The organism is Methanosphaera sp. ISO3-F5, assembly GCF_034480035.2.
Classification (GTDB): domain Archaea; phylum Methanobacteriota; class Methanobacteria; order Methanobacteriales; family Methanobacteriaceae; genus Methanosphaera.
Map to the genome: position 1 here is coordinate 2,257,342 of NZ_CP118753.2, position 13,878 is coordinate 2,271,219.

Consider the following 13,878-nt stretch of genomic DNA (forward strand, 5'->3'; position numbering starts at 1 on the left):
TAAACATGAAAAAGAAAGAAAAAAAGAAAATAATGAACATAATCTGGATAATAACCGATATTATCATTATTATAAGTGCAATCCTCCTACTAATAGGCGGAGGAACACAAGAAACAATAATAGCAATAATAGGATTACTAGTAGTACTAGCTGAAATAATATTATACAAAAAAGGTTATATCCTAAAATAAAAAAAACTCTTCTCAAAAATTCTTTTTTTTATTAGTAAAAAATGGGATGATTTCAAATGGAAATTACAACAGATGTATTAGTAATCGGTGCAGGACCATCAGGATCAATAGCAGCAAGAACAATAGCAGAAGAAAATATTAACGTACTACTAATAGACAAAAAATCAGAGATAGGAACACCAAAAAGATGTGCCGAAGGAATCCTAACCTCAACATTAGACGAACTAAACATTAAACCAGATAAACGATGGATAACCAAAGAAGTAACAGGAATAGAAATAACAGCACCAAACAATAAAACAATAACATTTGACGACAAAACAGTAAAACTACCAGACACAGGATACATTCTAGAAAGAAAAGTATTCGACAAACACCTAGTAATGGATGCAATAAGAAAAGGAACAAAGGTAATGATAAAAACCCGTGCAAACACAGTAAAAAGAACCCCTACAGGATTCACAGTAAATGCAACAAGATTAGGTCAAGAAATAACAATCCATACCAAAATAATCATAGCAGCAGATGGACCAGAATCACGTATAGGAAAAATGGCAGGATTAAAAAGTAGAACAGACCTAAAAAACATGGCCTCATGCATACAATATGAAATGGCAAATGTGAAACTAGAAGGAAATAATGTTAAAATACACATCGGGACAGTATGTCCTGGAGGATACATATGGGTATTTCCTAAGGGAGAAGACATAGCAAACATCGGATTAGGAATACTTAAATCACACACAGATAAAACAGCAAAATACTTCCTAGATAAATTTGTTCAAAACAATCCCATCCTATCAGAAGCACAGATAGTTGAAATAAATGTAGGGGGAGACCCTCTCGGCGGATTAGTTGAAGAACGATACGCTGATAACATAATGTTAGTAGGAGATGCAGCAGGATTTGTAGATCCATTAACTGGAGATGGAATAAAAACAGCAATGTTATCCGGTAAATATGCAGGAATAGTTGCATCAAAGGCAATAAAACAGGAAGATTGTTCTAAAAAAGTATTAAAAGAATATTATGATTTAACTAAGGAACATGTGGGTAATGATTTTAACAAATATAATAAGGTAAAAGAATTCCTATTAACACTGGATGATAATAGCTTAAACAAGATTGTTGAGGAAATATCTAAAAGTGACATGTCAGAAGTAACAGTAACTAAACTGCTTAAAATAATAATTAAAGCATCACCAAAATCAATACTAAAACTAGGAAAATTATTATAACAAATCTATTTTTAAAAGAGAGGAGGGGAAATTTGGAGATTATATTTCTCCTTTTTCTTTTTTATCTCTATAATTGTCAATAGCTGCTTGAAGAGCATCAGCGGCTAAGTTTGAACAATGTAATTTAATTGGTGGAAGACCATCTAATTCTTCTGCAACATCATTTCTTGTTATTTGATATGCTTCATCCACGGTCATTCCAACTGCCATTTCAGTAATCATACTACTGGTTGCAATTGCTGCACCGCAACCAAAAGTACTGAATTTCACATCAGTTAACACTTCATTATCATCCACATTAATGTATATTGTCATTATATCTCCACATACAGGGTTTCCTACTGTTCCTTCACCGCTCGGATTTTTTATTACTCCTGTATTTCTTGGATTTGTGTAATGATCTTTTACTTTTGCACTATATTCTTCCATTTATAATCACCTATCATATCTTTTAGTATCTGTCTAAATCTTCTTCATCAACATCTTTTTCAAATTGGTCTCCGATGTACACATCATTTTCATTATCCCATAATGGGGAAAGTTCTCTTAAGTAACTTACCACTTCATTAATTGATTCAACAATATAATCCACATCATCTATACTGTTTTCTGGTCCTATGGACAATCTTAAAGATCCATGTGACAGTGCCGGTTTTATTCCTATTGCTGCTAGTACGTGTGAACCTTTAAGGTCATGTGTTGAACATGCAGAACCTGTAGCTCCGTTTATTCCTTTCTGGTCTAGCATTAGAATTAGGGATTCTCCTTCAATTCCTGAGAATCTGAAGTGTACATTGTTTGGTAACCTGTTGTCTAAGCTACCATTCACATATGATTCTTTAATTGTGTCGGTTACTTTTTCTATCAGTGCATCCCTGATTTCTTGGTTGTGTTTCATACGTTCTTCAAGGTGGGTGTTTGCTAGTTCTGCAGCTTTTCCAAGTCCCACTATGCCGGGCACGTTTTCTGTTCCTGAACGTAAACCTTTTTCCTGGCCTCCACCATGGATTAATACTTCAAGTCTGACTCCTTTCTTGATGTATACTGCACCCACTCCTTTTGGACCATTAATTTTGTGTGCTGAGATGGATAATAGGTCAATATTTTGTTCTTCTACATCTACTGGTATTTTTCCTGCACTTTGTACTGCATCTGAGTGGAATAAGATCTTGTTTTCTCTTGCTATTGCACCTATTTCTTTTGTTGGTTGGATTGATCCAATTTCATTGTTTGAGTGCATGATTGTTATTAGTATTGTGCTTTCTTTTATTGCTGATTTCAGGTCGTCTAGGTTTATGATTCCTGATTCGTCTACTGGGAGGTATGTTACTTCGTATCCTAGTTTTTCTAGGAATTTACATGTTTCCAGTACTGCTGGGTGTTCGATTGTGGTTGTTATTATATGATTTCTTGGGTTTTCGGGTGTTGCTCTTTGTTTTTCTCTTAAGGCTACTCCTTTAATTATCATGTTGTCTGATTCGGATCCTCCACTAGTGAATGTTATTTCATCAGCATTTGCATTTATCAGGTCTGCTACTTGTTGTCTTGCTTTGTCTACTGCTTTTTTTGCTTCTACTCCTAATGTGTATAATGTTGATGCGTTTCCAAATTCTTCGTTGAAGTATGGTAGCATTGTTTCTAGTACTTCTGGGTCGACTGGTGATGTTGCGGAGTTATCCATATAAATTAATTTGTTTGACATATTCTTTTCTTCCTATTCTCTTTTTTTAACTATTTATTTTAAAAATTAATAAACTTTACATTGTTATATTTTTTTTATTACAATTGTTATATTTTTAAAAAGTAGTATTTAAACTTTTATAATTCAAAAAAATAATCAATAAAAATAAATATAAAAAAATCCAAAAAAATAAGAAAAAAAGAAGTTAAAAGAAAATAACTTCAAAAATATACAACTTTAAGCTGTTTTCACAGTACTTGTTTTACTGTAAGCATTATAACGGTCATTACCAGGGTATGCGAGTGTTACTTTGTATGTTCCCTGTTTTGCTTTTGTGGTGTATGTGAATGTTCCTTTGTTGTTGGTTTTTGCTGTTCCTTGTTTGCCGTTTAATGTGATTCTTGCTAGGCTGTTCATGAGTGCGTGTCTGTTACGGTCAGTGAATGTACCACTTATTGTAACTTTACCATTGTTGTAACTTACTTTATCAAAGGTTATGATAATGTCCTGTTTTGCTACAGTGAATGTGGTTTTAGCAGTTGCCTTGTTGTATTTAGTGTTTCCAGCATAGGATGCTGTTACATTGTTTTTACCCATAGTGGTTGCACGAGTTGTTACTTTGTAGTAACCGTTTTTGTCTGTTTTTGCCTTATATGTTTTACCATTGAATTTTAAGCTTACCATGGTGTTAACTACTGCTTTGTTATTACCATCTACGAGTCTTCCACTAACTACCAGTGGATCCTTAAATTTAAGTCCACTAGCAACTCTGTCAACAGTTAAGATGAGGCTCTGTTTATTTACTTTGAAAGTAACTTTTTTACTTACCTTATTAAAGTTACCGTTACCATTGTATGTTGCAGTTATATTATTTGTACCCATAGCTGTTGCTTTAGTTGTGTAAGTGAATGATCCATCCTTAGCAGTTTTTACAGTTACTGATTTTTTATTGATTTTAAGTATTATATTTGCATTACTTATTACTTTATTGTTTGCACCTATTAGTGAACCAGTTATTTTAACAGAATCTTTGAATTTAACTGCACTGATAGGGTTGATTTTGAGTGTTGGTGTTGCTTTGTTTAATTTGAATGTTGTTTTAGCAGTGCTTGCAGCATATTTATCTGTAGCTGTGAATGTTACTGTAACGTTATTTGTTCCAACTTTTGCGTTGGTAGTTTTATAAGCGTATATGCCCTTGCTGTTTGTTACTACTTTTATTGTTCCAGTGTTTAGTTTAATTGTTACTACACCGTTGTTTATTGCTTTGTTGTTTGCGTCAGTTAATGTACCGTTGATAGTTACAGTACTTGCATATTTTCCTGTTGCAATCTTGTTGACTGTTATTTTTGTGTTGGTTTTTGTAGTTAAATTTTTAATTTTATTGTTTAGTTGTGATACTTGGTTATTTAAGTCTTGTATTGTTTTGTTTTGGTTTGCAATGGTTTTATCTGCATTGTTAAGTTTATCGGTTAAGTCTTTGATTTGTTTTTCTTGAGTGTTTACTTTGTCGTTTGCTTTGTTTAGTTGGTCTTGTAAGTCTTTGATTTGTTTTTCCTGTGTGTTTATCTTGTTGTTTGCTGCGGTTAACTTGTCTTGTAGGTCTTTGTTTTTATTGTTTAAGTCTTTGATTTGATTGTTGAGGTTGGTTATGTTCTTGTTTAATGAGTCTATTTGTTTGTTTGCATCTTGTAGTTTATCTTTTAAATCAGTATTGCTTTTATTTAATTCTTCTATTGTTTTATTTTGTTCTTGTATTGTTTTGTTTAATTCATCTACTTGTAAATATTTTTCTAAGTCTACAACAAACACGGTTTTTGATTCTTCTCTGGAAATATAAGAATTATTTCCATCAAATTTTACTGTGATAGTGTTATTTCCTTCAATTGGTGTTGTTGTGTAATTATATTTACCTTCAGTATCTGTTGTAACATTAACTTTATTACCATTTATGTCAATTGTAATTGTTGCATTACATATTGGATTATTATTTTCATCAATGAGTGTTCCTGTAATGGTTAAGTTTTCATTTAAGAATGGTTTATTTGCATCTAATGTTAATGTGTCATTAAAGTTTACAAGAGTTACTGTTGCATTTGCAGTACCTGATACAAATCCTGTATGTTTGTAAATGTATTCTGCTACAATATTTAATGTTTCATTATTGTTAGCTGTGTATGTATATGATAGTGTAGTTTTAGTAGTGTTTGCAACTATTTCATCATTAATTTTTAGTATTATCATACCATCAGATGTTGTTGTTGCATTTGTTGTTGTTACGTTGATTGTTATTTTATCAAATACTTTTGCTTGTTCTGGTGCTGTGATGTTTATGCTTGTTCTTGTTGGTGTAATATTGGATATTGTTGTTGCATTTACTCCTTCTGCTCCGTATAAATCATTTGACATTATGAAGTTGTTTCTCACATAACCGTTTCCTATTATGTTTACTATTGGTACTTCACCGTTTTCTGCGTTTATGATGATTGTGTTTGGATAGTTGTATGATGAGTATGTGTATTGTCCTTGTCCTACATATGAATTTTTAGAAGTGATTATTGTTATTGCAGGAACTGGGTTAGGACTTGTAGCTGTAATGTTGTTGTTTCCTATTGTTGGGTTGTTTCCTTGGGTTTCATTTAATATTAGTATTGCTACTTTTTCTCCGGATGCGTTAATATTATTTTCTCCAAAGAATTTACCATTAGCATATGCATTTTCTATATATGCTGTAAATACGTCTGAACCTGTCTGTGTTATATTGTTTCCTAGTATGTCCAGGTTTGTGTTTATTACTTCAAATGCTGTGTTTTTACCTGTTGATTTTAATGTAATATTGGATTTTTCCACATCCAGATAATCATTTTGGGTATATTCATCTCTACTCATTTTGAATGCTGTTACATCTTTACCATCCATGATAACAGTTGCGTACTGAACATCTAATACAGTGTATGTTTTAGGTCCATGTACTGATTCAAATGCTGTTATATTATCACCGGTAACTGTGAATACTCCACCTCTAAATTCAATATTTCTTTGCTGATCTGTTGAAAGATTTCCAATAAATACTGGTTTGTCTGTGTTGTTTATGTTAATGTTATTGAAACGTACAAATCTGTCATCATATCTTGAACCTTCAACATCATTTACTATGATTGTACCATTGTATATTGTATAGTTTCCAGCGTTTACAAATGTTATATTGTTTGTGAAGATTAAATCTTTGTTGTGTAAGTTGCCACCTAATGATAATATATTTATTCCTTCTGGGAATTTGTATGTGCTGTTTTCATCGAAGAATGTTGAGTATGTTTCATCAGTTAATACTCCGAATACTGGAATATTGTTGTAGAGGTAATTGTCTTTACTGTTTTCATCCATACTTATTGCAGCATCACCACCGTTAATGTTACTTGCATTAAGGTTGTTGTTTGTAATGTTGTTGTTTGATGAGTTGGTTAATATTACTGCATATTCACTGGTAGTGTATGCTATCTGATTATCGATAAGGTTATTGTTTGAATTATCTAATACAATGTTTGCACCATTTTCTGTGTTAATCTTTTTATTATTAGTTGTTCTGGTAACCTTGGAATTGCTTGTACCATTTAATATAATGTTTGCACCATTTTCTGCAGTTATAACATTGTTTAATGCTTCAATATTTTCTGAGTTGTAAAGTATTATACCAGATGTTGTAGGTTTGATTATGTCATATGATGTTTCATCAGTATCATTTCTTGTACCAGTTACTGTTATAGTGTTTTCATTAACCTCAATATCACTACCTGATACTGCTATACCAATACAGTAATTACCATCAACTACTATAGTGTTACTGTTTATTGTTGCATCATTAATTGATTCTGGGATTGAACCACATAATTCAATACCAACACCTTGATTAGCACTTATGTATACTTTGTTTGAATTGACTGTTGTACCAGTTATTTCTCCTTCATATGCACTTGCAAGTACTCCGTAAGCTATTGGACTTGTAAGATTTATAGTATTAGAGTTAATAGTGTTATCTTTTGCTGGGGAGTATCCTATTTGAATACCTGCAGTATATACGTCAGAGCTTAATTTTATATTATTACTGTTAATAGTATTTGCATCAGTATTAGATCCAAGATTTATACCGTAAAGATATCCTGTGCTTTCAGCTACAATAGTGTTTGAGTTAACTGTGTTACCACTACTTTTAGTTCTGCTTGCAAGGTCAATCACAGATATAGTACCAGTACCTGTTGTACTGTTCCTAACTGTTATAGTATTTGAATTAATAATGTTTTCTGAACCGGTTACACTTATTGCACTAGCATTAGACATTGCAAATGGATATTCACTGTAATCAATATTTTCTACAGGAATAGTTAAGTCAAACTTGTTGGATAATATACTGTTTTTGTCTCCATTAACCATAATTTCACGAGAAATACCACTATTGGATGTTCTGTATACAGTTACATTTCTAACAAGGTTACCATCAGAATTTAATAATACACTGTTAGGAATACCTTCACGGGTATTGTTAAATACCACATTTTCAAGTGCTACAATTGCACCATTATCGGTTGAAATGTATCCATTATTTATAACAGCTTCCTCACCAGTAAGTGATAGTATTATGTCGTTAAATTTGAATACTTTATTATTAAATTCTCCTTTGAATGTTAATGTTGAATAATTTGTAACATTTGTATTTATAAGATTACCGTTAGTGTCAAAGAATTTTAAATAATTCTCATCAGTTAATTCAAATTCTTCACCCGATTCTGGAATGTTTTCTTCAACGGTTGTGTCATTTTTAACATTAAGTGTTTCATCACCAGCTTTTGTTCTGGTATATAATATATTATTAGTTACAGTGTTGTTTGCACCTGTTACAACTACTGTGTTATCATTGGTTGTTGTGATGTTGTTTGAATCAATAACTACATTTGCTGCACCAGATGTGATTGTACCTGTTACATTGTTATTTGTAATGTTTGAGTTTTTACCATTTGTACCTACTTGTACATCTGCTAAGTTGTTGTCTTTAACGTTTGTTGGCTGGTTAACTGTGAGTTTACCTTTAACTGTATTGTTTTCAAATAAAACATCTGCACCACTAATGGTAACAGCATTTAATGTGTTATTGTATACTTGAGCATTTGCTTGTACAGTTGTACTACCAGTACCATAGAATACATTATTATAAGCAGTAGAACCTGCAGTTAAATACATACTAACAGTTCTATAAAATTCATTGTCAACTAATGTAGCAGTTGCACCAGTTACACCAAATGCTGCAACACCTGCTGAACCACCAGAATAAAATTTATTTCCCTGTACTAAAGTACGCTGACCACCATTTTGTAATGGATTACTTGTTCCACCAGATCCACCTAATACTGTACAGTTTATAACTTTATTGTCAAAGTTAGTCATCACGTAATCTGCTGGTTTATCATCAGTGTTGAAAGGGTTACCAACATATAATAGGTTTCCAACTTTTCCTTCAGCTTGTACTGTTGAGTTTATTATTGTACAGTTGTTACATCCAGTCCATACAAATGATGAACTACCACCATTATTTTCAGTGTAAATGTAACAGCTGTCCATGGTTACATTATTACAGAATCTAAGTGAGGTTTGACCTACACCACTACCAACACGAGCATCCTTTACATACATTGTCATATTGTAGAGTGTAGCATTGTAAAGGTTGTATACCCAGCATTCAGTATTTTCTAAGCGTAAACCACTTACATAAGAACCGGATGCACCCTTATTTATAACAAAACAGTTACCAGGGTCATCACCCATAAGACTACCAGCAACAGTGTGTAATCTTATAACTGCATCTTCGGTAGTTGAAACAACAGTTACAGGCTTGTTAATTACAAGTGAATGATTTTTATCAATTAATCCCTGGAAATCAAGTGTATCACCAGGATTCACATCAGCACCTAGTGTGTGACTTTCACCACCAAATACATCTTCAACATTATCTTGTGTTACAATAATGGTTTTAGGTTCAACCTTAGGATTCTGTTCAACTACATTGTTCTCTCCAGTTACTACAACAGTACTATCACCTTCACCAGATTTGGATGTGAGAGTGTTGTAGCGTACAATGTTGTTGTCACCTGTAAGTTCAATGGTGTTATCTGCATGTTGTACTGTTATCGTGTTGTTTTCAAAGAGCGAATTGTTTGTAACCAGTTTTATACCAGGAACATATCTAACATTAACTTCATTATCAACTAAAGACAAAGTAGTTACATTTCCTCCAAGTATTGGACTGTATTTTCTTGATTCTATACTACTATCTTTATCCATACTTAAAAATAGGAAATTATTGTTTCTAAATGTTATATTATTTGCTTTATAAAAGAAAAATCCATAATTATGGAAATCATTAGGGAAATCCTCTGGATCTAATCCCCATTCTGTAATATTTATAAATTCTTCTTGACTGATACTAAATTCTGAATTTTCTATCATAATATTATTACCACGTATTAATACTCCTCCAGACACTCCTGTGTTATCAGTATACCCAGCAAAAATTGCCATTGCAGCTGCACCTGTTGATGTAGAAGTATAAGTGATGTTTCTTAATGTGATATTATCTCCATTTAATATTAAAGCTATATCCCTATCAGTATCTTCATTATAATCAGATATGATTTTTAAATTTTCATAGGTCACAGTTTTCCAACCGCCATTTATTTCCAAACCACCTTTTTTGGTTATAGCACCAATAACTTTAAGATTGATATTTTCTTTATTATCAAAATTTAATTTAAATGATTTCATATCATATTGGTTCCCACCAGTTGAAAATGAATTTGAATTCACATATATAACAATATCTGTTATATCTATTGTTTGTTCATTAATTTTTGATTGATAAGGATTTTGACCATATAATAAAACATTTCTAGCATTTTCACCTTCCAATATGATTTCAACAGTACCATTATTATAAATAGTCAAATCATTAGATGTTACTACAGTTCCTTGATAAATTATTTCAGCATTGGAATCTGTTTTTAATTGTTTGGTTGAAAGTTTAGATAAAAGTTTGCTGCCTGTAGAACCACAATTTGGGCAATTACCAGAACAGTTTTTAAAGTAATTTGTATATAAGTTTTGTGTTATAGTTCCAATTGTATTTCCACCACAATCATAAGTGTATTTTGCTTTATTGGTTAATGTTAATGTACCAATAATACTATCTTTGAAGCAACTATTGGCTTTTTGTACAGTTATAGTTTGTCCTGTTGCATCGTTTGAGTGGAAACGTACATTGTTGTGTAGTGAAACTCCTGCAAGGAATGTGTTGTTTGTCACATGAGCATGTCCATTGATTGTACTTGCACCATTTATTGTGTTGTTTTCTATTATACTGTAGTTTCCTGTTGAGAATTTACCATTAACTGTATTATTGATGTATTTGTTACCATAGTATGTAACATTGTGTGTATCGTCTGGATCTGTTTCGTTATCGTAGCTTCCAGACCATGTGGTTGTTATACCATATTGTCCTGGTGTTATATCTATTGTATTGTTTTCGATAACGTTTCTTGGTCCAGTTACTGTGATACCCCAACAAATGTTTTCTCCATCAGTACAAGAAATAATGTTGTTGGTTATTTTGTTTGCTCTGTTTTTGGTAATGTTGTTAGCATTGTTGATTGCTCCATACATATTTAGATATATGAGGTTTCCTACTTTGCCACTACCCATTACAGTGTTGTTGTCTATTGTACAGTTTTCACCGAGTGTAATTACTACTGCACTACATCCAGTGTTGTTTACTGCGTAAAAGTAACTGTTTTTTACTGTAATGTTTATTACTCCATTACGCATTGAGAAGTATCCTGTACTCATTCCAACACCCTGATTTTCTACTGTTACATTGATGTTGTCAAATGTTATGTTGGATGCTGTTGTTGTGAATACTTGTGTATTATGGAACTTTAGGTTTGTAATATTAGAATTAGATGCTCCATGGTTAAATTCTATCCATGTTGGATCTAAGGATGGAAGATTATATCCATATATTGTGTTTAAGTCTAGTGTAAAACCGTTTCCATTTATGTTTATTGGTTTATCTACTGTATAATTGGTTGATGTACGAGATATGTTTTCTGTAAAGTTTAATATATCCCCATCGTTAATGACTGTGTTTAAACCAGCAACTGTTATATATTCATCGAAGTTTGAGTTATTTAAGTTATATGTTGTTGGTGTTGTATTTCTTGTTTGACTACTATTTTCTGTTTGAACAACATTTTTTGTTGTTTGTTGCGTGTTTTTTATTTCATGATTATTGTTGTTTTGTGTGATTACATTTGTATCAGTTTGTTGTGTATCAGGTGATGTTGTGCTGGTTGTTACATCAGATGATAATGTTGTATCGTTGATGTCTGCAGCACTGGCTACTGATATTAATGTAATTATTAAAGCAACAAAAAAAATGATATGTTTTGAATTAATATTCATTTTATCACTTATTGTTTAATAATCATTGATTAAAAATTAAAAATAGACAAAAAGATATTAAATCATTTGTTTATTTTCTATTTTTTAAATTTTATTTTATTTTTAATCAATATAAGTATATATGATTATTTTCAAATATAAAATTATTGTAAAAAAAGTATTAACTATTTTTAGATAGTTATTTAAGATATTACTGTAAAGAAGTATTTTTTTAATAATACAATTTGTTCAACTTTTTTTACAAAAAAAATATTACATTTTAATTATTCATGAAATAATTGTGGATTGAATCCTAATTATTAAATTAATAATGAAATATTTTGATATCAAAAAAAATAACAATATTGATACAAGTGCAAATGGGGGAATTGATTATAATCAAGAAAAATAAGTACTTGTTTATATTTCTAATAATATCTTTTGCCTTAATGTCAGTAGTATCAGCAACAGATACAAATGATACAACACATGTAACAAGTGAAGTATCACAGGACAATATGGCAGATACCCAAGAAATTACACATGAAATATCTGAAAAAAACATTATTCAAGACGATAATTCATATGTAGTTAAAGATAATGATGAAGATAAACGAGTAATACAAAACATAACTAAAAAAGACAAAAGAGAAGAAAATATTAAAACAGAAGTTGCAGGAGATAATGTTACCTTTGTTAATGTTACATCATCCAATTTTAAACAGTACTTCACTGTAATGAGTAATGTTGCATACATGGGTAAAGGTATTACTTCCACTAACAACAGTCTTATATTAAATGTAAAATATGTGCCAAGTAATGTTTACCTGTTTTCTTTTGATGAAAACAGTGCTAAGTTTCAAAACCTTAACTTAGTAGTTGATGGAAATGGTTGTAGTGCTCTAACTAATGTAGGATTTAAAGTTTCAACCAACTTTAAAACGTTTACACTGCAAAATTTTGACTCTGTAATAACTGAATCATATACTAAAAGTGATTACCTTACACTTACAGGTAGTGAGGGTACTTATGTTGTGCGTAATGTATCTATTGATGTGCAAAAAAGAGATCTTGCAACATATGTTTTCAGAGTAGAAAAAAAATCACTCATAGAAAATTGTAATCTGAAAGCCTGCCTAAGTGAATGCGTTATAAATTGGGATGCATACCCTTATGCACCTGACTGTATAGGATTATATGTTAAAAGTGTCTCTGAATTAAGAAATAATCATATTGAAATATTGGTTACAGGCAATAGTGGCGGTGATTATTATTCATCATTTGCCGCATTCCTCGGAACAAGTGGCATTACCTTTGTCAATAATACTCTTATTTCAACGAACTGTACAGATGATAGTGGTTATTCATATGGACTGGTAGTAAGATCAAGTAATAATATTATAACAGATAATAAGATCTACATAACATCACACACATATACTGCCGGTATTCATTTGGAAATGGCCACATTCAAAAATAATCTAATAAAAAATAATTATATCAATGTGACAAGTAGCTGGGGTAATGCACCTTGGGGAAATATTGCAGTAGCATATGGTATTAACATGCTGGACTTCCAATACACAGGAAACGTGTTTAGTATGGGTGGAAGTCATCCTAACAATAACACAATCATACAAAACAATATTACAGGTTCAGCTGCCCAAATATACGGTGTTGAAATGTATGGAGGATACAACAACAATATTTCTGAAAACAATATCACACTCTATGCAAGAACAGCAATGGGAATAGGAATAATAGGTGCAAACACAATAGCAAACAACAACAACATCGTCGTACTGGGTGAACATAACCTAACCGAAGGTACTGCAGACTATCTTAAAGCAAAAACAGCAGGATTATACACATACCTAACAAACACGGGAATAGAATTTAAAAACAACACAGTATACAGTGAAAATGCTCCGGGCATAATCATTGAAAACTCACAAAATACAATCATAGAAGACAATTATGTGATTAGTGAAGGACATGACTACAGCGTATCACTTGGTGGTTCAAACATCACAGTTATAAACAATATTCTAGAAGCAAGAAATAACCTAGGAGACAATTCTGTAACTGGACAAGTAAACAACACAGTTGAAAATAACACATACCCATATGAACCTATCATTACAGTTGAACTTCCTGAAAAAATAGTTACAGGTACTCAAATACCAATCATCATAACATTAAAAGATGATCAAGGACAACCATTAACAAATAAAAAAATTCGAGTACAAGTAAGTAAACAAAACACGCCAGAAGAATTAACAACAAA

General features: G+C 31.6%; 5 protein-coding genes. 2 read left to right on the forward strand and 3 right to left on the reverse strand.

Features of this window, described 5'->3' with window-relative positions:
* Positions 1-5 precede the first annotated feature (5 nt).
* A complete protein-coding gene (locus tag PXD04_RS21695; protein ID WP_323736885.1) occupies positions 6-191 on the forward strand; it encodes a hypothetical protein in 186 nt (61 codons plus the stop codon).
* A 56-nt stretch (positions 192-247) separates the two neighbouring features.
* Entirely contained in the window at positions 248-1,429 is a 1,182-nt protein-coding gene (locus PXD04_RS21700; protein WP_323736886.1) for an NAD(P)/FAD-dependent oxidoreductase, read from the forward strand.
* A 39-nt stretch (positions 1,430-1,468) separates the two neighbouring features.
* Here PXD04_RS21700 and nifU read toward each other — a convergent pair whose 3' ends face one another.
* The 3 genes from nifU to PXD04_RS21715 form a co-directional block, all read right to left on the reverse strand.
* Positions 1,469-1,858: a Fe-S cluster assembly scaffold protein NifU gene (gene nifU / locus PXD04_RS21705; RefSeq protein ID WP_323736887.1), complete on the reverse strand. Its 390-nt coding sequence runs from the start codon at positions 1,856-1,858 to the stop codon at positions 1,469-1,471.
* 22 nt (positions 1,859-1,880) lie between these two features.
* Entirely contained in the window at positions 1,881-3,116 is a 1,236-nt protein-coding gene (locus PXD04_RS21710; RefSeq protein WP_323737402.1) for a cysteine desulfurase family protein, read from the reverse strand.
* A gap of 231 nt (positions 3,117-3,347) precedes the next feature.
* Entirely contained in the window at positions 3,348-11,612 is an 8,265-nt protein-coding gene (locus PXD04_RS21715; protein WP_323736888.1) for a carboxypeptidase regulatory-like domain-containing protein, read from the reverse strand.
* Positions 11,613-13,878: the final 2,266 nt, after the last annotated feature.

Bases quoted from the DNA above. Each gene is read 5' to 3' on its own strand.
- PXD04_RS21695 (WP_323736885.1), top strand. From the start codon at position 6: ATGAAAAAGAAAGAAAAAAAGAAAATAATGAACATAATCTGGATAATA.
- PXD04_RS21700 (WP_323736886.1), top strand. From the start codon at position 248: ATGGAAATTACAACAGATGTATTAGTAATCGGTGCAGGACCATCAGGA.
- nifU (WP_323736887.1), bottom strand. From the start codon at position 1,858: ATGGAAGAATATAGTGCAAAAGTAAAAGATCATTACACAAATCCAAGA.
- PXD04_RS21715 (WP_323736888.1), bottom strand. From the start codon at position 11,612: ATGAATATTAATTCAAAACATATCATTTTTTTTGTTGCTTTAATAATT.